17 protein-coding genes are annotated in these 18,421 nt (G+C 63.8%); 3 read left to right on the top strand and 14 right to left on the bottom strand.

The genetic code is table 11. The annotated features are described in order from the left end of the window. Window positions 1–171 precede the first annotated feature (171 nt). The 6 genes from CQ14_RS05045 to CQ14_RS41885 form a co-directional block, all read right to left on the bottom strand. Complete coding sequence (locus CQ14_RS05045) at window positions 172–777, bottom strand: hypothetical protein (RefSeq protein WP_057856834.1); 606 nt, start codon at window positions 775–777, stop codon at window positions 172–174. Between the two features lie 107 nt (window positions 778–884). Beyond that, window positions 885–1,871 carry an acrylyl-CoA reductase (NADPH) gene (acuI, locus tag CQ14_RS05040; protein ID WP_057856833.1) on the bottom strand — a complete coding sequence of 329 codons (987 nt, stop codon included), beginning with the start codon at window positions 1,869–1,871 and terminating at the stop codon, window positions 885–887. Window positions 1,872–1,916: 45 nt separating this feature from the next. After that, window positions 1,917–3,167 (bottom strand): MFS transporter, encoded by a 1,251-nt coding sequence (locus tag CQ14_RS05035; protein WP_057856832.1) that lies wholly within the window; start codon window positions 3,165–3,167, stop codon window positions 1,917–1,919. A 269-nt stretch (window positions 3,168–3,436) separates the two neighbouring features. Further along, entirely contained in the window at window positions 3,437–4,882 is a 1,446-nt protein-coding gene (locus CQ14_RS05030) for a cell wall hydrolase (RefSeq protein WP_057856831.1), read from the bottom strand. A gap of 481 nt (window positions 4,883–5,363) precedes the next feature. After that, window positions 5,364–8,234 carry a pyruvate, phosphate dikinase gene (gene ppdK, locus CQ14_RS05025; protein WP_057856830.1) on the bottom strand — a complete coding sequence of 957 codons (2,871 nt, stop codon included), beginning with the start codon at window positions 8,232–8,234 and terminating at the stop codon, window positions 5,364–5,366. Between the two features lie 92 nt (window positions 8,235–8,326). Continuing rightward, window positions 8,327–8,482 carry a DUF3096 domain-containing protein gene (locus tag CQ14_RS41885; protein ID WP_082649707.1) on the bottom strand — a complete coding sequence of 52 codons (156 nt, stop codon included), beginning with the start codon at window positions 8,480–8,482 and terminating at the stop codon, window positions 8,327–8,329. 239 nt (window positions 8,483–8,721) lie between these two features. On the opposite strand from CQ14_RS41885, the gene CQ14_RS05020 reads away from it, so the two are divergent. Further along, window positions 8,722–9,078 (top strand): DUF1236 domain-containing protein, encoded by a 357-nt coding sequence (locus CQ14_RS05020; protein WP_057856829.1) that lies wholly within the window; start codon window positions 8,722–8,724, stop codon window positions 9,076–9,078. A gap of 225 nt (window positions 9,079–9,303) precedes the next feature. Here CQ14_RS05020 and CQ14_RS05015 read toward each other — a convergent pair whose 3' ends face one another. The 7 genes from CQ14_RS05015 to CQ14_RS04985 all read right to left on the bottom strand — a co-directional run bounded on the left by CQ14_RS05015 (window position 9,304) and on the right by CQ14_RS04985 (window position 15,540). After that, the gene (locus CQ14_RS05015) at window positions 9,304–9,906 is read right to left on the bottom strand and encodes a class I SAM-dependent methyltransferase (protein WP_057856828.1); all 603 of its coding nucleotides are present in this window, start codon (window positions 9,904–9,906) and stop codon (window positions 9,304–9,306) included. A 3-nt stretch (window positions 9,907–9,909) separates the two neighbouring features. Then, window positions 9,910–12,009, bottom strand: coding sequence for a glycine--tRNA ligase subunit beta (gene glyS, locus CQ14_RS05010; RefSeq protein ID WP_057856827.1), 2,100 nt, complete (start codon window positions 12,007–12,009; stop codon window positions 9,910–9,912). Beyond that, window positions 12,009–12,944: a glycine--tRNA ligase subunit alpha gene (locus CQ14_RS05005; protein ID WP_057856826.1), complete on the bottom strand. Its 936-nt coding sequence runs from the start codon at window positions 12,942–12,944 to the stop codon at window positions 12,009–12,011. The genes glyS and CQ14_RS05005 overlap by 1 nt, the downstream gene beginning before the upstream one ends. A gap of 143 nt (window positions 12,945–13,087) precedes the next feature. After that, window positions 13,088–13,279 carry a hypothetical protein gene (locus CQ14_RS05000; protein WP_028346932.1) on the bottom strand — a complete coding sequence of 64 codons (192 nt, stop codon included), beginning with the start codon at window positions 13,277–13,279 and terminating at the stop codon, window positions 13,088–13,090. A gap of 109 nt (window positions 13,280–13,388) precedes the next feature. Next, window positions 13,389–14,294, bottom strand: coding sequence for a S49 family peptidase (locus CQ14_RS04995; RefSeq protein ID WP_057856825.1), 906 nt, complete (start codon window positions 14,292–14,294; stop codon window positions 13,389–13,391). Between the two features lie 258 nt (window positions 14,295–14,552). Continuing rightward, entirely contained in the window at window positions 14,553–15,320 is a 768-nt protein-coding gene (locus CQ14_RS04990; protein ID WP_057856824.1) for a tRNA1(Val) (adenine(37)-N6)-methyltransferase, read from the bottom strand. Next, window positions 15,313–15,540, bottom strand: coding sequence for a putative signal transducing protein (locus tag CQ14_RS04985; protein WP_057856823.1), 228 nt, complete (start codon window positions 15,538–15,540; stop codon window positions 15,313–15,315). Before CQ14_RS04985 ends, CQ14_RS04990 begins: the two co-directional genes overlap by 8 nt. Window positions 15,541–15,674: 134 nt before the next feature. Here CQ14_RS04985 and CQ14_RS04980 point away from each other — a divergent pair, with 134 nt between their 5' ends. Continuing rightward, complete coding sequence (locus tag CQ14_RS04980) at window positions 15,675–16,682, top strand: polyprenyl synthetase family protein (protein ID WP_057856915.1); 1,008 nt, start codon at window positions 15,675–15,677, stop codon at window positions 16,680–16,682. 117 nt (window positions 16,683–16,799) lie between these two features. Next, the gene (locus tag CQ14_RS04975) at window positions 16,800–17,429 is read left to right on the top strand and encodes a LysE family translocator (protein ID WP_057856822.1); all 630 of its coding nucleotides are present in this window, start codon (window positions 16,800–16,802) and stop codon (window positions 17,427–17,429) included. A 100-nt stretch (window positions 17,430–17,529) separates the two neighbouring features. On the opposite strand, the gene CQ14_RS04970 is transcribed toward CQ14_RS04975, so the two are convergent. Next, window positions 17,530–18,414 (bottom strand): 4-(cytidine 5'-diphospho)-2-C-methyl-D-erythritol kinase, encoded by an 885-nt coding sequence (locus CQ14_RS04970; protein ID WP_057856821.1) that lies wholly within the window; start codon window positions 18,412–18,414, stop codon window positions 17,530–17,532. Window positions 18,415–18,421: the final 7 nt, after the last annotated feature.

The following is an 18,421-nucleotide window of genomic DNA, read 5'->3' as shown; positions in this document are numbered from 1 at the left end:
TGCCGGCCACCACTTCGAACGAGATTCGCTACCAGGACATGAATACGCCAGCCCGTATGACTACGGGTTCGCATTAGCCAATAGTGGGGGGTGGTCGATAATCCACCGGCTGCGCCGGTGGCCCACGAGGCGGCTGGCTTGTCGAGCCCGGCTGCTGCGGCTGTTGAGCGATCAATCGGTCGAGCGGCGGAGCTCCGAGGTGCCCTCGGCATTGGCGGGGGCGGACTTGGCCGGCTCGGACTTCACCGGCTCGAGCTTGGCGCTCTCGACCGCAGGCGTTTCGACCCGTGCGGTGACTTCGGCACGTGCGTCGACCGCGCGCGAGGAATCCTCCCCCCGCCGATGCAACGAACGTGGCCGCGCCACCGAGCGCGCCATCAGCATCTGCGAGGCGCCCTGATGGCGGAAATCGCAATAGGCGAAGCCCATGCCCGAGACTGAACCGCGGAACGAGCGATCGTCACGCTTGTCGAGATTGAAGCACGGCTCGAACGGCAGCCCCTTGATGGAAGCACAGACGGCCTGGCCGCGAATCTGCAGCGTGTTGCCGGGCAGACGGACATGGCGAATCGGCCCCGAGCCGCTGAACTGGATGGAACCGGCTGCGCCGAGATCGTCGAGAATGCGGCCCGCCCCGCGGGTGCCGTCAAAGCAGGTGAAGGCGAAGACCTTGCCGGACACAAACCTGCGCGCCTCGTCGGCGTTCATCATCCCGGCCACCGCAGGAACGATCATCGCGACTGCCGAGACGGCCCCCAGAACCAAACGCGCAAGCATGCAGCTACTCCAACTTAACCATAGCGCGGGCGCCCGCCTTTACCCCGTGCTTACCATACCAACCGTGGCAACATTGGAGCACGTTGGTTGGTAAAGTCTGAACGCCGTTAGAGAATTTTTACCACGATTCGACCGCGGACCTTGCCTGCGAGGATTTCGGCGCCCGCGCCGATCACCTGGTCCAAACCTATTTCGTGAGTAATATCAGCTAGTTTACCCTTGTCCAAGTCGCTGGCAAGACGGTTCCAGGCAAGCTTGCGCTGCTCGATCGGACACATCACGGAATCGATGCCGAGAAGGCACACCCCACGTAAAATAAACGGTGCGACCGACGACGGTAAATCCATGCCCGCTGCGAGGCCGCACGCAGCAATGGCGCCGCCATATTTCGTCATCGAAAGCAGATTGGCGAGCGTGGTCGAGCCGACGCTGTCGACGCCACCCGCCCAGCGTTCCTTCGCCAGCGGCTTGGCGGGCCCTGCGAGTTCAGCGCGATCGATGATCTCGGCGGCGCCGAGCCCCTTGAGGTAGTCCGCCTCCGATGTCCGCCCGGTGGAGGCGATGACGTGGTAGCCGAGTTTCGAAAGCACGGCGGTCGCGACCGAGCCGACGCCACCGGCCGCACCGGTCACCACGACCGGGCCGCTCTTCGGCGTCAGGCCGTGTCTCTCCAGCGCCAGCACCGACAGCATCGCGGTGTAGCCGGCGGTGCCGATCGCCATCGCATCGCGCGTGGAGATACCGTCAGGCAGCCGCACCAGCCAGTCGCCCTTCACGCGCGCCTTCTCGGCATAGGCGCCGAGATGGGTTTCGCCCATGCCCCAGCCGTTGCAGACGACCTTGTCGCCGGCCTTCCATGCGGGATGCGAGGATTGCTGGACCGTGCCTGCGAAATCGATGCCGGCGATCATCGGGAAACGCCGCACCACCGGCGCCTTGCCGGTGACGGCAAGACCATCCTTGTAGTTCAGCGTCGACCACTCGACCGCGACCGTGACGTCGCCTTCCATCAATTCGGCTTCGTCGAACTGCGTCAGCGCAGCGGTGGTGCCCTTGTCCGCCTTGTCGATCCTGATGGCCTTGAACGTTCCCACGGCAACCTCCCCGGACTTTTCGTATGTCGGGGAGTGTTTACCGCATCAGGCGGGTTGTGCAACCAGGCGCGCGACCGGCCGCTCGACGATCGGCAGGTTGATCAGCGCCGACAGCACACCAAACAGGATCGAAAGCCACCAGATCGGCGTGTAGGAGCCGAACTGCTCGAACACAATGCCGCCGAGCCAGACGCCAAGGAAACCGCCGACCTGATGGCTGACGAAGGCGAAGCCGTACAGGGTTGCGAACCAGCGCGTGCCGAACATCAGCGCCACCAGCGCCGAGGTCGGCGGCACCGTCGAGAGCCAGGTCAGGCCGGAGACGGCGCCGAACATGATCGCCGAGAAGGTCGTAATCGGAAACGAGATGAAGGCGATGATCGCTAGCGCGCGCGTCAAATAGATCAGCGACAGGATATAGCGCTTCGGAAACAGATTCTGCAGCCAGCCGACGCTGAGCGAGCCGACGATGTTGAACAGGCCGATCGCCGCGACCACCCAGCCACCGGTCTGTGACGACACGCCCTGATCGGCCAGATAGGCCGGCAGATGCACGGTGATGAAGGCGAGCTGGAAGCCGCAGGTGAAGAAGCCGAGTACCAGCAGAACATAGGAGCGGTGGCCGAACGCCTCCGCCAGCGCGGTCTTGAATGACTGCTCGTCCCCGACAGATTCGTTCGACGACGAAGAAGTCGAAGGCGGCGTCGCGATTGCGAGCGACAGCGGCACGATCAGCAGCATGAGAAGCGCAAAGACTGTCAGCGCCGCCTGCCAGCCGAAATTATCGATCATGGCGACGCCAAACGGCGCGAACAGGAACTGGCCGAACGAGCCGGCCGCGGTGCCGGCGCCGAGCGCAATGCCGCGCCGCTCGGGCGGCAAAAGCTTACTGAACGCCGACAGCACGAGATTGAACGAACAGCCTGATAGACCGAAGCCGATCAGGACGCCGGCGCCGATATCGAGCGACAGCGGCGCCGTGGAATAGCGCATCAGCAGCAGGCCGCCGGCGTAGAGCAACGCGCCGACGATCATCACCCGCAGGATACCAAAGCGATCGGCGATGGCGCCGGCAATCGGCTGCCCCAGCCCCCACAGCAGGTTCTGCAGCGCCAGCGCGAGACCAAAGACGTCGCGGCCCCAGGCGAACTCGCGGCTCATCGGCTGCACGAAGAAACCGAGGCTGGAGCGCGGCCCGAAGCTCAACAGCGCGATCGCGCAGCCGCAGATGATGATGACGAGCGGCGTGCGCCAGGTGCCGGAGGAAGAACTGGTGTCGCCGGTCGTTACAGTCATTGGTTTCCCCTGGGCGAATCCGCGCCCGGCATTGGCGGGCGAAAGGTTACGGTGAATTAATGCAGTTGCATGAAAAGCCAAGGGGCGGAGGGGAAGAATCTTCCGCTGCAGGGCAGATCTGCAAAATTGGCGAGGGCAATGAGAGCAATTTGGGGAGCAGTAGCCCGGATGGAGCGAAGCGCAATCCGGGCCGGTCTCACGCGTGGCACGGCCGTTCCCGGATTTCGCTTCGCTCCATCCGGGCTACTGGGCTACAGGGTCGAATAGCGTTACCGCTTCAGGATGGCCTGCTCGGCCGAGCTTTGCGCGGCTTCGGCGAGCTTGGCGGAGATCGCAGCCGTCTCGGCGGCGGTGCCCCAGCTCGGCGCATCGCTGCCATTGCCCCAGGCGCGCGGCCGGTAGAAGGTATGCACGCCGGTCTTGTACATCTTCTTCATTTCATTGACCCAGGACGGGCGCACCCAATAGGCGTGGTAGTGCGTCGACTTGTCGACCTCCGGCAGCCAGAGCTGGCCGTCGAGCATCGCCTTCGCGATCTTCTTCGCCCGTTCCCACATGTCGGGCTCGCGGATGACGTCCTTGTTGTTGTCGCAGGCGAAGGTGAACTGGCACGCCAGGTGGCGGTGCTTGTTCTGATAGACCACGCCGCACACGGTCTCCGGGTATTTGCCGGAGAAGGCGCGATTCAACACCACCTGCGCCACCGCGATCTGGCCACGCACCGCTTCGCCGCGGGCTTCGAAGTAGACGGCTTCCGCCAAACACTTCTCCGACTTGGCGCGCGATTTTTCGTCGAACAGGCCGAGCCGTTCAGCCGGCGTCTTGGCGCGCTGGTTGTCGGCGTTGACCTCGCCCTTCGGCGCGACGCTCTCGCCCATCTCGCCGGCCCGCACCGGCCCGTCGGCATCGACGGGAAGCGAGGCCATTACCTTCATGTCGGGATCGGGACGCGTGACCGGCATGACGATGACCGGCTCTTCGCCGGGCTGCCAGCGTTCGATGCTCTCGGGCGAGCCAAGCGACGAGCCGAAGAACAGACTCGAGGTCTTGACGGAAAACCCATCGCGCGGTGGCTTGGCTTCCTTCGGCGCGACCTTGAGCTCTTCCTGCGGTTTGCTCTCGAGCGATAGCGACATGTCCAGCGGCGGCGCGTTCAGCGCGGCCTGCAGCTCGGGATCGAGCGGTGCGCGCGCGACCGGAGGCGCGGTCTCGGTGGTCTTTGCTTCGGCAGTCTTGGCGCCCTTGACCAATGCATTCGAGTTTGCGGGATCCTCGATTGCAGGTGCGCGCTCGGCCGGGCTTGTCGGCTCCGCTGCCGGCGGAGGCGGCGCGATGACCAGGCGGTCGCCCTTCAGCGTGCGATCGACCTTGGGAAAGTCGGCGGCGTGATAGCGCGGCGGCGGCGCCACGATCGGATTGCGCGTCACTGAACCCGTGATGTCGATGCCCTGATTGTCGAGGCTGGCGAGGCGGTAGGTGGCGGTTTGCGGCGACGAGGTTCCGATCGGACGGCCGAACGAGAACGTCGCGACCTGGATGGTGCCGGCGGAGGAGAATACGCGCTTCTGCCAGCGCTCGGCGACGCCCGGCTGGCGCGCCAGCAGCGAGGCGATATCCTGATATCCGATCTCGGTCGGCATCAATGCGAAGATGCAGAGACCGAAGCCGAAGAGCGCGAACCGCGCGCCCTTCGGCTGGTTACGCAACACAAACATTGTACGCTCACGCAACGCTTACACGGGTCGAACGTCAGTACATCCGTGCAATTCGACCTTTTTTGTTGGTATCGAATTTAGGTTGCCGGGGAGTTAATCGGCGTGGCGCGTGCGCTACACGCAAGAGATCGCGCAAATTTTGCGGAGTGCATCAGAAGTGTTGGTAAACAGGCGCGCGATGAAAGTGGTAAATATCCCGTCAACGAAGATGATGAAGAAATTTTATATGCACGTGTGCGTGCAAGTGGATTCACGCAACCGGTCTTGCGAGTTCCAATTCACTGTAGCGTGCTGAAGTATTTCAGCGTCATTGCGAACGAAGCGAAGCAATCCATAGCGCAGCATAACTNTCAGCGCAAAATTGCTTTGCAATTTTGTCGCGAGCTCCTCGCAATGACGGCTCAGACATGTGCGCAAAAACGCAAATGCCCGGGACTGGCCCGGGCATCACGTTGTCTTAGTGATTGGCGATGAAAAAAACTTACGCTTGGCTCACCACCGTCTTGCCGAGCGCGGCCTGCGCTGCGGCCAGCCGGGCGATCGGCACGCGGTAGGGCGAGCACGAGACGTAGTCGAGACCGATCTCGTGACAGAACGCTACTGATGCGGGATCGCCGCCATGTTCGCCGCAGATGCCGACCTTCAGATTCGGCCGGACCTTGCGGCCGCGGGTGACGCCGATCTTCACGAGCTCACCGACGCCGTCGCGATCGACCGAGATGAACGGATCGATCTCCAGAATCCCCTTGCTGACATAGGTGCCGAGGAAGCTCGCCGCGTCGTCACGGCTGATGCCGTAGGTGGTCTGCGTCAGGTCGTTGGTGCCGAAGGAGAAGAACTCCGCGGTCTGCGCCACGTCGCCGGCCATCAGGCATGCGCGCGGCAGCTCGATCATGGTGCCGACCTGATAGGCGAGCTTCTTGCCGGTCTCCTTCATCACCGACTGCGCGGTGGCGTCGATGCGCGCCTTGACCAGGTCGAACTCGGCCTTGGTCGCGATCAGCGGCACCATCACCTCGAGGCCGACGGCCTTGCCGGTGCGCTTCTCGGCTTCGACCGCGGCTTCGAAGATCGCGCGCGCCTGCATCTCGGCGATTTCAGGATAGGCAATCGCAAGGCGGCAGCCGCGGAAACCCAGCATCGGGTTGAACTCGGCGAGATCGCGGGCGCGATCGGCGAGCTTGCGCGGATCGGTGTTCATCGCACGCGCGACTTCCTCGATCTCGGCCTGGGTGTGCGGCAGGAACTCGTGCAGCGGCGGATCGAGCAGACGGATCGTGACGGGCAGGCCCTTCATGATCTCGAACAGCTCGACGAAGTCGGCGCGCTGCATCGGCAGCAGCTTCGACAGCGCGGCACGGCGCGACTGCTCGTCCTCGGAGAGGATCATCTCGCGCACGGTGCGGATGCGGGTCTCTTCGAAGAACATGTGCTCGGTGCGGCACAGGCCGATGCCTTCGGCGCCGAACTTCACCGCGGTGCGCGCGTCATCGGGCGTATCGCCGTTGACGCGAACTCCGAGCTTGCGGACGGCGTCGGCCCAGCCCATCAGCGTGCCGAATTCGCCGGACAGCTTCGGCTCGATCATCGGCATCTTGCCGGCCAGCACCTGGCCGAGCGAGCCGTCGATGGTGATGACGTCGCCAGTCTTGAAGGTGCGCGAGCCGATGCTCATGGTGCCGCGGCCGTAATCGACGCGGATGGCGCCGCAGCCAGAGACGCAGGGCTTGCCCATGCCGCGCGCGACCACGGCGGCGTGCGAGGTCATGCCGCCGCGCGTGGTGAGAATACCCTCTGCGGCGTGCATGCCGTGAATGTCTTCCGGGCTGGTCTCGACGCGCACCAGAATGACGTTGCGGCCGTCGGCCTGAAGTTTTGCTGCCTCATCGGAGGAGAACACGATCTCGCCGGACGCAGCACCGGGGGAAGCCGGCAGGCCGGTCGCAATCACGTCGCGCTTGGCCTGGGGATCGATGGTCGGGTGCAGCAACTGATCCAGCGACGCCGGATCGATCCGCATTACCGCGTCCTTCTTCGAGATCAAGCCTTCATTGGCGAGTTCGACCGCGATGCGCAGCGCCGCCTTTGCGGTACGCTTGCCGCCCCGGGTCTGCAGCATCCACAGCTTGCCCCGCTCGACCGTGAACTCCATGTCCTGCATGTCGCGGTAGTGCTTTTCGAGCATCGTGTAGATGCGGGTCAGCTCCTTGAACGCCTCCGGCATCGCGCTTTCCATCGACGCCTTGTCGGAGCCGGATTCCTGGCGCGCTTCCTCGGTGATGTCCTGCGGCGTGCGGATGCCCGCCACCACGTCCTCGCCCTGCGCGTTGATCAGGAATTCGCCGTAGAGCTTGCTCTCGCCGGTCGAGGGATTGCGCGTGAACGCAACACCGGTCGCCGACGTCTCGCCCATGTTGCCGAACACCATGGCCTGGATGTTGACGGCCGTGCCCCAGGATTCCGGGATGTCGTGCAAGCGGCGGTAGGTCACCGCGCGCGCATTCATCCAGGATGAAAACACAGCGCCGATCGCGCCCCACAATTGCTCGTGCGGGTCCTGCGGAAAATCCTTGCCGGTCTCGCGTGCCACCGCTTCCTTGTACTTGCCGACCAGTTCGACCCAGTCGTCGCCGGACAGATCGGTGTCGAGCGTATAGCCCTGGCTGTCCTTGAACGTGTCGAGGATGTCCTCGAAGTGATGATGCTCGAAGCCGAGCACCACGTCCGAATACATCGTGATGAAGCGGCGATAACTGTCGTAGGCGAAGCGCCGGTCGCCGGAGAGTTCGGCGAGCGCTTCGACCGTCTTGTCGTTGAGACCGAGATTGAGCACGGTATCCATCATGCCCGGCATCGAGGCGCGGCCGCCGGAGCGGACCGACACCAGCAGCGGGTTCTTTGAATCGCCGAACGCCTTGCCGGTCAGCTTGCCGACATGTTCGAGCGCCTTCTCGACCTGCGTCTTCAGCGCGGCCGGATAGGATTTGTCGTGCGCATAAAAATACGTGCAGACCGAGGTCGGAATGGTGAAGCCGGGAGGCACCGGGAGGCCGAGATTCGCCATCTCGGCGAGGTTGGCGCCCTTGCCGCCGAGCAGGTCGCGCAGGCCCGCTTTGCCCTCTGCCTTGCCGTCCCCGAAGGTATAGACCCACTTGCCGGATTTTACCGCCTCAACAGCCGGTTTGCGGACCGGAGCCTTCTTGGCAGCGACCTTGGCGACCGGCTTGGCCGGGGCCTTGCTCAGCGCCTTGCGGGCTGCCGGCGCTGCGGCGGCCTTGGTTCGGGCGGATGGCTTTGATTTCGCTACAGATTTCACTGCAGCCTTCTTGGACTTCGCGACGGCTTTGGCCATGGATTCCAACTATCCGAAAAGGTGAGAAAGATGCGCGCCTTACACCATTTTGAGGGGTTCCGCGCAAGCCGCGAAACCCCGCTTTTCCCGCGCTAGAACCTCAACATCTTGAACACGCCCAGGCCGGCCAAACCGACCACGATCAGGTAGATGGCGACGATGAAATTGAGGAACCGCGGCATAATCAGAATCAGGACTCCCGCGATCAGGGCGACGATCGGGGAAATGTGCGCAGCAGTGATAGTCATTGAAATCTCCGGGATGATGTGGAGGCGGGAAATCGAATCGAGGGCGGCAACTTAGCCGCTGGCGCGGCGGGGGAATAGCAAGACGCTCAAGACCTTCAAGGGGTTCCAGCCTCCGCAACAATTCCCCAGAAATGCCTCGGATGAGGCCGCGGTTTTCCGGAACAATGCCGCACGGGATGAATTGGCACGCATTGTGTGCGCTGGCAAAGCCGGCGCCTCTTCTCGCGAAGGAGTAGATCATGCGGAACAGACTATTTGCCATCGCGGCGATCGCCGGCGCGATGGCCGCCCCGATCGCGGCGCAGGCGCAGACCACGATCGGCACAGCCGGCGGCAGCACTGTCGTCATCGGCGAACATGAAGGCATCGTGGCCGAGCAACGTCCCGCCTTCCGCGAATATATCGTGCGTGAACGCGTGCCGAATTACACGATCCCCGAACGCGTGATCGTCGGCGGCGTGCTGCCGGAAACCGGCGTCACCGTTTACGACGTGCCGCAATCATTCGGCATGACGCCCTATCGCTACACCGTGGTGAACGGCCAGACGATATTGGTCGAACCGCGTTCCCGTCGCATCGTTCAGGTGGTCGATTAGACCTCAGTAGCCTGAACGATTGGTCCGGGCGCCGCGCAAGCGGATGTGCGCGAGATACGACCGGACAAAAGCCCCGCCCGGCGTCCCCTCCGGGCGGGGCTTTCGTTTGTGTGAAAGGTGTCGCGTGATGCGTAGGATGGTAGAGCGCAGCGAAACCCACCGACTTCGTTCCGCGGATCGGCGTGGTGGGTTTCGCTTCGCTCTACCCACCCTACGGGCCACAGGCTATTCCCTGATTTCCAGCCCCGCCTTCTTCACCACCAGCCGGTGGATCTTCTTCCCCGATGAGGCGCTGACGACCTCTTCGTCGAGCAGCACAGTCGCATCCTTCAGCTCCGCCCGCACGACCGCCGGATCGAACGCGACGTAGAGCCGTCCCTGCGCGTCGCGCTGGTCGGCGCCCTCGGTGACGCGCCAGCTCAGATAGAGAATGCCGCTGGGCTTGACGATATCGAGCAGGCGGCGAACCGATGCCGCGATCTCCTTGCGGCCGAGATGCATGATCACGGTTTCGCACAGCACGTTGTCGAACGTACCGATGCCGTTCAGATCGGGCAATTCAGCATGCGCGAACTTGAAAGAGGGATAGCGCCGGCGCGCTTCGTTGAGCAGGCCCTCGGAGGCATCGAAGCCGGCGGCCGAAAAACCGTTCGCGTGAAGCCAGGCGACCTCGCGGCCGCAACCGCAGCCGATATCGGCCGAATTGCCGCCGCGCACAAAAAACCGCTCGACGATTTCCTGCAGATCGACCGGCGCCGGCTGGCCGAGCCAGTCCTTCGCGAACGCCGCCGCATCCTGGTCATAAGCGGCGAGCGTCTGACGATCCATGGTCTAGCCTTCGATCTTGGAAAAATCCGCCACCGCGCGGGTGGCCGCGCGGATTTCGTTCAGTAACTTTAGTCGGTTCTCGCGGACTTTGGGTTCATCGTCATTGACCTTGACCTTGTCGAAGAATGCATCGACTGCCGGACGGAGCTTTGCCATCGCGCTCATCGCGGCAGCGAAATCTTCCTTCTGCACCGCGGCCCCGGCCTCGCTCTTGACCTGGTCGATCGCCTTGGCGAGCGCCTTTTCTTCAGGAAGCGCATAGAGCCCGGCATCGGGTGCCCCGTCAAAGGTGCGCTTGTCCTTCTTCTCCTCGATCGCGAGGATGTTACTCGCGCGCTTGGTCCCCGCAAGCAGGTTCTTGCCGTCGTCGGTGTCGAGGAACTTGCCGAGCGCCTCGACGCGGCGCACCACCAGCAGCAGATCGTCCTGCCCGCCGAGCGCGAACACGGCATCGACGAGATCGTGCCGCGCGCCCTGGTCGCGGAGCTGGACTTTCAGGCGGTCGGCGAAGAAGGCGAGGAGATCGTCCGGAAGTTTTTGGGCATCGTCCTTTTTCGGCAAACCACCCAATGCCGACTTCGCCACGTTCAGGATCGGCAGCCGAAGCGCATTGTCGACGATCAACCTGATCACACCCAGCGCTGCGCGACGCAACGCATACGGATCCTTGCTCCCCGTCGGCTTCTCGTCGATCGCCCAGAACCCAACCAGCGTGTCGATCTTGTCCGCGAGCGCCACCGCCACGCTCACCTGATCAGTCGGAACGCGGTCAGCGGGACCTTGGGGCTTGTAATGATCCTCGCTTGCGGCGGCGACGGAGGCGTCTTCGCCTTGCGCCTGCGCATAGTACTTCCCCATCAAGCCCTGCAGCTCGGGAAATTCGCCGACGACTTCGGTCAACAGGTCGGCTTTGGCCAGATGTGCGGCGCGCTTGGCTTTTTCGACGTCGGCGCCGACCAACGGCGCGATCTCCGCCACCAGACGCTCGATGCGCTTGATCCGCTCAGCCTGCGTGCCGAGCTTCTCATGGAACACGATCTGCTCGAATTTCGGGAGCCGGCTTTCCAGCTTCGTCTTCAGGTCGGTCTCGTAGAAGAATTTGGCGTCGGAGAGCCGCGCGTGGATGACGCGCTCGTTGCCTGATATGATCACCTTGCCGCCGTCGGTGGCCTCGATATTGGCGGTCAGGATGAACTTGTTGGCGAGCTTGCCCGTCTTGGGATCGCGCACCACAAAGCATTTCTGATTGTTGCGGATGGTGGCGCGGATCACCTCGTCCGGGATCGACAAGTATTCCTTTTCGAACGATCCCATCAGCGCGACCGGCCACTCGACAAGGCCCGCCACTTCGTCGGCGAGTACCTGGTCTTCCACCAGCTCAAAGCCCTGTGCGAATGCCAATTCCTTGGCGTCCTCAAGGATGATGTCCTTGCGCGCCTGCGCGTCGAGCACGACCTTTGCGGCCTTCAACTTGGCTTCGTAATCCTCGAAACGGCGCACGGAGATTGCCGCCGGCGCCAGGAAGCGGTGGCCGTGCGTGGTCTGCCCGGCCTCGATGCCGTCGACGACAAACTTCACCACGTCGGGGTCTTCGGTCTCCGGACCGAAGGTCGCGATGATCGAATGCAGCGGCCGCACCCAGGAGAGCGAGCCTGACTTGGCCGAGCGTTCGCCCCAGCGCATCGATTTCGGCCACGGGAAGGTTCTGATGATGACGGGCAGAACCTCGGCCAGCACGTCGATGGTGGCGCGTCCGGGCTTTTCGATCAGTGCGATGTAGAAATCGCCCTTCTTCGGATCGGTCTGGATCTTGGCGTCTTCGATCCGGGCGAGACCAGTCGCCTTCAAAAATCCCTGGATCGCAGCATCGGGGCCGCCAACGCGCGGGCCACGGCGCTCTTCCTTCAGATCGGACTGACGCTGGGGAATGCCGTGCACGGTCAGCGCCAGCCGCCGCGGCGTCGCGAACGCCTTTGCGCCTTCGTAGACGAGGCCCTCGGCGACCAGCTTGTCGGTCACCATGCGGCGCAGATCGTCCGCCGCCTTGGCCTGCATGCGCGCGGGGATTTCTTCGGAGAAGAGTTCGAGCAGAAGATCCGGCATCAGACCGCCCTGCCCGCTTCGGTGTGAACCCAGGCTTCGCCGCAGGCTTTTGCCAGTTCGCGCACGCGCATGATGTAGCTCTGCCGCTCGGTCACCGAGATCACGCCGCGGGCATCGAGCAGGTTGAAGACGTGGCTCGCCTTGATGCACTGGTCGTAGGCCGGCAGCGCCATCAGGTGCTCTTTCTGATTGCCGGCCTCGCGCCAGCCCGCCGCGAGATATTTTTTGCAGGCGTCTTCCGCCATCCTGAACTGCTCGAACAGCATCGCAGTGTCGGCGTGCTCGAAATTGTGCCGGGAATATTCCTGCTCGGCCTGCAGGAAGACGTCGCCATAGGTGACCTTGTCGGCACCCTCGCGGCCGTTGAAGTTGAGATCGTAGACGCGGTCGACGCCCTGAACATACATCGCGAGACGCTCGAGCCCGTAGGTGAGTTCGCCGGAGACCGGCGCGCATTCGACGCCCGCGACCTGCTGGAAGTAAGTGAACTGGCTGACTTCCATGCCGTCGCACCAGCACTCCCAGCCCAGCCCCCAGGCGCCGAGCGTCGGGCTTTCCCAATCGTCCTCGACAAAGCGGATGTCATGTACGCCTGAATCGATGCCGATGGCGGCCAGCGACTTCAGGTACAGGTCCTGCAAGTTCGGCGGCGACGGCTTCATGATCACCTGAAACTGATAATAGTGCTGCATCCGGTTGGGGTTTTCGCCGTAGCGGCCGTCCTTCGGCCGGCGCGACGGCTGCACATAGGCCGCGTTCCAGCGCTTCGGCCCCAGCGCACGCAGGGTGGTGGCGGGATGGAAGGTGCCGGCGCCCATTTCCATGTCGTAGGGCTGCAGGATCACGCAGCCCTGCTCTGCCCAGAATCGCTGGAGGGCAAGAATAAAGCCCTGGAACGAACGTTCCGGGCGCATGTGATCAGGCAAGGCGTCCATCGGCAGAATCGGGCTCGCGAGGGGGTTTTAGAAGCGCGGGACCGTATCGGCGTAGGGACAGGGAATCAAGGCGAAGGAAGAGAACAAGAGACCCGGAATCCTTGGATTCCGGGTCGGTGCTTCGTTCACAGAAATGCGGAAAGTCAGCCCGGGCGATAGGCCCCGGTGACGGGGTCGCGGCGGAGGGTGGGAATATCGGCGGTCTGCGTAGCCTCGGCGACGCGTGCCAGGCGCGCCTCTTCCAGTTCCCGGTTGATGCGGACGGCAGTCTTGTAGGCCCAGCGGACCACGGCGAGCCCTCCCAGGGCACCCGCGAATGCAATCAGCGGCGGCATCGGTCGATCCTTGTCGTTCACGTATCGGCCCCCAATGTTCGCATTCTCGCTGAAGCCGGGCTGCGCCGCAATTGCGCTTTTGGGACTAAATGGCGCGCTCACTTACGCGTTAGAATCCGAATTTGGCCCAAATCGCCCTTGTCTCCAGCGCGGAAATCAGGTCGTCCGGTAGTCCCCCGATACCGTCAGCCAGCGAGCCCGCCCCCGGTGACCTCCGGCCGAGCAGCCCGGAAAGCATCCCGCTTGCCGGCGCAATGACCGGCGTCAGCACCTTCTCGCCGTAGCGCTCGCGCAGCGTCGATCTGATATCGCCAATCTTGTCGGCAAGGCCGAGCGCGACCGATTTCTCGCCCGCCCAGTATTCGCCGGTGAACAAAACGTCGTCGGCGCCCTGGAGGCGCGCGCCGCGGCTGCCCTTGACCAGCGCGATGAAGATGGCGTGGATCTCGCGCTGAAGCGTCTTCAGGCGCGCCACATCACCGGGGTCTTCGGGCAGGAATGGATCCAGCATCGCCTTGTGCTCGCCTGCCGTGTAGAGCCGCCGTTCTACGCCGATCCGCTTGATCAGGTCCTGAAAGCCGAAACTGCCGCCGACCACGCCGATCGAGCCGAGGATCGAGGACGGATCGCAAAAAATCTCATCGCCCGCACAGGCGATCATGTAGCCGCCGGACGCCGCGACGTCCTCGACGAACACCAGCACCGGCAGCTTCTTTTCCGCGGCAAGCTGCCTGATCCGCAAATAGATCTGACGCGATTGCACCGGCGAGCCGCCGGGCGAATTGATCACCAGCGCCACCGCCTTGGCGTGGCGGGTGGCGAAGGCGCGCTCCAGCGTCTTGGCGATGCCGGCCAGCGTCAGGCCCGGCCTGAGCGGCGTCACCGCGCCGATGACGCCCGACAGGCGCACGACCGGGACGATCGCAGCGTCGCGCCGGAATTTCGCCGGAATGAGTTGTTTCATCCGGTCAATGAGGTTCGGCAATCCCGCGCGATCACTTATTTGTTCACTCATGCCGTTACCTCGAATTAACCATTTTTTATCGCACCAGTGTCATTGCAAAGACGCAACGCCGTTTTCGGCCGGAACGCCTTTTGCCTTGCAGATGTTAAGGCTGCAACGGGGCAGCGGAGACTGACATGAAAATCTACCTGCTGATAATGCTCATCGGCAGCCTTCTGGCCGCGATCCACTTTACATCGTCGCCCAAACAACAGTCAGAGACGCTTCCGCAATAGCGTCCTGGACGGCGAATTTGGGGCGCGCGAACGCCTACGGGCTCGCGAGCGGCAAGGTTCCCTTTCCGACCAGAATTTCCTGCACCCTTTGGTTGGGTACGCCTGGCTCGTCATTGAGCATCAGGGCGGGATGGATTTGCGTCGGCGCCCGCCCACCCTTGGTGGCGCGGACGAGGATGCGGTTGGCGGGCGAGCGTGCGTCGCCATGAACCGGCAGAAGTTGCAGGCTCCCGAAACCGTGATCGAGCGCCGAGAGCACCTCGGCCAGAGCATCGGCGCGCCAGATCAGCGTCAGCGTGCCCTTTGACTTGAGAATGCGCCGCGCCGCATGCACCCATTTCGGAAGCGTCGCTGCGGTCGCCATGTGCGCGATGCCGCGCGCAGTGTCCGGCGAGACGCGATGCCGCGCGGAATCGTTGAAGGGCGGATTCGTCAGCACGGCATCGACGCTGTCGGGGCCTAGCCCAGCCGCCGCAAAGGCTGCGGCATCGGCTTCGACATCGAGCACGATCACGTCGGCTTGAATCGCATTCGCCTCCGCATTGGCGCGCGCAAGGCCGGCGAGCACGGCATCAATTTCCACCAGAACGAGATCAATGCCGGCGACACGCCTCGCAACCGCCAGCCCCGCAGCCCCGATGCCAGCACCGAGATCGGCGACGCGGTCGCCCGGACGGGCCGAACTCGCCGCCGCCAGCAGCATCGCATCGTGGCCGGCGCGGTGTCCCGCTTTCAGTTGCTTCAGACGCAATTGCCCGCCGAGAAACGCATCCTCGGTGAGGTCGAGGACAGGGTCACTCATCGGGGCGCAACTCGTGGGCAAGGCCCGCTTCCGCCAGCAGCCGCCGGGCCGCAAGGTTATCATCCTCGTGCACCAGGATACGGCGCGGCAGGATGCCGAGCGATCCCTCGATCACGCTCATGTTCTGGTCCAGCACCAGATGATGGATATTGGCGCCGTCGAGCAGCGCGCCTACAGCGGAAACCAGCACGATATCGTTGGTCCTGACCAATTCCCGCAACGGCTGTGCTCCTTTTTGCCCCGGGTGTGGCGGCGGCGCCGGGCCTGTCAACCGCTTCGTGCCCTTGCCGCCATCACCAGCACTTTCTATTGTAGAACAAGGATAGTGCGAATTGGCCAAAATTGGAGACCCGCGTGGCGGTTATTGTACCTTTCGAGAGCCCGAACGCTTCGATAGACGCGCTGGTCGGGCTCGTCGCCGCCGACATGGAACGGGTCAACGCCACGATCCTGTCGCGGACGGGGTCGGAAGTCACCATGATCCCGGAGGTCGCCAATCACCTGATCTCATCCGGCGGCAAGCGTCTCCGCCCGATGCTGACGCTGGCGATGGCCCAGCTCTCCAACTATTCCGGCGATGGCCATATCAAGCTCGCCGCCGCGGTCGAATTCATGCACACCGCGACGCTCCTGCATGACGACGTCGTCGACGAGAGCGAACTGCGCCGCGGCAAGCTGTCGGCGCGGATGCTGTGGGGCAATGAGGCGAGCGTCCTGGTCGGCGACTTCCTGCTCGGTCAGGCCTTCCGCATGATGGTCGAGGTCGGCTCGCTGCGCGCGCTGGACATTCTCTCTTCCGCCGCCGCCACCATCGCCGAAGGCGAAGTGATGCAGCTTGCGGCGGCCAAGAACACCGCGACCACCGAGGACGAGTATCTTGCCGTCATCCGCGGTAAGACGGCCGAACTGTTCGCCGCCGCCTGCGAGGTCGGTCCCGTCATCGCCAACCGACCCAAGGCCGAACAGACCGCGTGCCGCTCGGTCGGCATGAATCTCGGCATCGCCTTCCAGCTCGTCGACGACGTGCTGGACTATGGCGGCAAGGCCGCGAAACTCGGCAAGAACATCGGCGACGATTTCCGCGAGGGCAAGATCACGCTGCCGGTGGTGCTGGCGTTCCGCCGCGGCAATGACGGCGAGCGCAAGTTCTGGATCAAGGCGTTGGAACGCGGAGAGATCGGCGACAGCGACCTCGATCACGCGATCGGCCTGATGACCAAGCACCGCGCGCTGGAAGACACGATCAGCCGCGCCCAGCACTACGGCGCGATGGCGGTGGACGCCCTGGCGCTATTCCCGGCCTCGCCGATGAAGACCGCGCTCGAACAGGTCGTGGCGTTCTGTTTGGCAAGGTCGCACTAAGCGAAGATTCGTAGGGTGGGCAAAGGCGCGTCAGCGCCGTGTCCACCAACTTCACCTGGTTTGAGGACATGCTTCGGTGGGCACGCTTCGCTTTGCCCACCCTACGAAAGCAATTGAATGAACGGCACCAGTTTCACGCTATTTCTTGCAGCCGCCCTCGTCATCGCAGCCGTCCCCGGTCCCGGAATCTTTTACGTTGCGGCACGCACGCTTTCGGGCGGCAAGCGGGCCGGCATCGCCTCGACATTCGGCACCGCGCTCGGCGGGCTGGTGCATGTGATGGCGGGCGGGCTTGGCGTCTCAGCAATAATTCTTGCCAGCGCTGAACTCTTCACCGCGCTGAAATTCGCCGGCGCCGTCTATCTCGTGTGGCTCGGCATCAAGACGTTTCGTGAGGCCGGGAAATGGGTGCCGGAGCAGGCCGGCGCCGTCGGCACACAACGGGTGTTTCGGGAAGGCGCGCTTGTCGAAGCCTTAAATCCGAAGACCGCTGCGTTCTTCCTGGCCTTCATCCCGCAATTCCTCGACCCGGCCGGCAACTATCCGGCGCTCCAGTTCATGGCGCTGGGGTTGATCTCGGTCGCGCTGAATACGCTGCTCGATATCATCGTGGTGATGATGGCCACGACCGCGCGCGATAGCCTCACGCGCCGGCCGAATTTGCTTCAACGATTGCGGCAAGGCTCGGGGCTGTTCATTGCAGGCCTCGGTATTTCGCTGGCGCTGGCGCGGCGGCCCGCGAGTTAGCCTGTAGGATGGGTAGAGCGCAGCGAAACCCATCACGTCACGCGATTGGTGGTCGATTGATGGGTTTCGCTGCGCTCTACCCATCCTACGCAGAGAATCGCTAACTCAACGTTCCCGCGTGCACCCACCATCCCGGGTGATCGCGGCGGATCTTTTCCGCCGCGCGACCGGCTTCGGCGGTGTTCTCGTAGATCGCAAAGCAGGTGGCGCCGGATCCGGACATCCGCGCCAGCCAGGCGCCGTTGGTGGCGTTGAGCGCCGCGATGACGTCGCCGATCACGGGCTGGACGCGCATGGCGGGCGTCTCCAGATCGTTGGAGTTGGCGGCGAGCGCCTCGACCCATTCTTCCAGCGACGCCTTGTCGTCGGGCCAGCGGTCCCGCAGCAGCACGTCGGTGACGCCGACCAATAGTTCGCCGTTGCGCAGGCCCAGCGCGTTGAACACGTCGCGGGTCGCGACGGGAACGCCGGGATTGACCATCACGCAGGGCATTTTCGGCAGGCTGAGCGGCTGCAGCGCTTCGCCGACGCCGGTCATGACGCAGCCGCGCGAGTTGACGCAGACCGGCACGTCGGCGCCGGTCAGTTGCGCGACCTCGATGATGCGGGGATCGTCGAGCGAAAGCCCGTTCAACCGTGCAAGCAGCCGCAGCGCCGCCGCGGCATCGGCCGAACCGCCGCCGATGCCGGCCGCTACCGGCAGGACCTTGTCGAGCGTGAAACTGCCTGCCTTCATGCCGGGCACGCGTTCAGCCAGCAGACGCGCGGCCTTGATCACCAGATTGTCCGAGGTGTCGCCGCAGGCCTGCGCCAGCGGTCCCGACATCTTCAAATCCAGATCGGGGCCCGGTGACAGCGTCAGCCGGTCGGCACAGTCGGCGAACGCCACCACGCTTTCGAGATCGTGGTAGCCGTCGGCGCGACGGCCATTCACCCGCAAGGTCAGGTTGACCTTGGCGCGTCCCTCGTCACTCAATAGCGGCATTGCCGAA

Origin of the sequence: Bradyrhizobium lablabi (assembly GCF_001440475.1) — a bacterium.
In the GTDB taxonomy this organism is placed as follows: Bacteria; Pseudomonadota; Alphaproteobacteria; order Rhizobiales; family Xanthobacteraceae; genus Bradyrhizobium; species Bradyrhizobium lablabi.
This window is presented reverse-complemented; position numbering and strand designations above follow the sequence as displayed.

What these genes read in the sequence shown, in the direction of transcription:
- CQ14_RS04975 (WP_057856822.1), top strand. Translation starts at nt 16,800, where the DNA reads ATGAACGGCACCAGTTTCACGCTATTTCTTGCAGCCGCCCTCGTCATC.
- CQ14_RS05045 (WP_057856834.1), bottom strand. Translation starts at nt 777, where the DNA reads ATGCTTGCGCGTTTGGTTCTGGGGGCCGTCTCGGCAGTCGCGATGATC.
- CQ14_RS05015 (WP_057856828.1), bottom strand. Translation starts at nt 9,906, where the DNA reads ATGGATCGTCAGACGCTCGCCGCTTATGACCAGGATGCGGCGGCGTTC.
- ppdK (WP_057856830.1), bottom strand. Translation starts at nt 8,234, where the DNA reads ATGGCCAAAGCCGTCGCGAAGTCCAAGAAGGCTGCAGTGAAATCTGTA.
- CQ14_RS05000 (WP_028346932.1), bottom strand. Translation starts at nt 13,279, where the DNA reads ATGCCGCCGCTGATTGCATTCGCGGGTGCCCTGGGAGGGCTCGCCGTG.
- CQ14_RS04970 (WP_057856821.1), bottom strand. Translation starts at nt 18,414, where the DNA reads ATGCCGCTATTGAGTGACGAGGGACGCGCCAAGGTCAACCTGACCTTG.
- CQ14_RS04995 (WP_057856825.1), bottom strand. Translation starts at nt 14,294, where the DNA reads ATGAGTGAACAAATAAGTGATCGCGCGGGATTGCCGAACCTCATTGAC.
- CQ14_RS05020 (WP_057856829.1), top strand. Translation starts at nt 8,722, where the DNA reads ATGCGGAACAGACTATTTGCCATCGCGGCGATCGCCGGCGCGATGGCC.
- glyS (WP_057856827.1), bottom strand. Translation starts at nt 12,009, where the DNA reads ATGCCGGATCTTCTGCTCGAACTCTTCTCCGAAGAAATCCCCGCGCGC.
- CQ14_RS41885 (WP_082649707.1), bottom strand. Translation starts at nt 8,482, where the DNA reads ATGACTATCACTGCTGCGCACATTTCCCCGATCGTCGCCCTGATCGCG.
- CQ14_RS04990 (WP_057856824.1), bottom strand. Translation starts at nt 15,320, where the DNA reads ATGAGTGACCCTGTCCTCGACCTCACCGAGGATGCGTTTCTCGGCGGG.
- CQ14_RS05030 (WP_057856831.1), bottom strand. Translation starts at nt 4,882, where the DNA reads ATGTTTGTGTTGCGTAACCAGCCGAAGGGCGCGCGGTTCGCGCTCTTC.
- CQ14_RS05035 (WP_057856832.1), bottom strand. Translation starts at nt 3,167, where the DNA reads ATGACTGTAACGACCGGCGACACCAGTTCTTCCTCCGGCACCTGGCGC.
- CQ14_RS05005 (WP_057856826.1), bottom strand. Translation starts at nt 12,944, where the DNA reads ATGGACGCCTTGCCTGATCACATGCGCCCGGAACGTTCGTTCCAGGGC.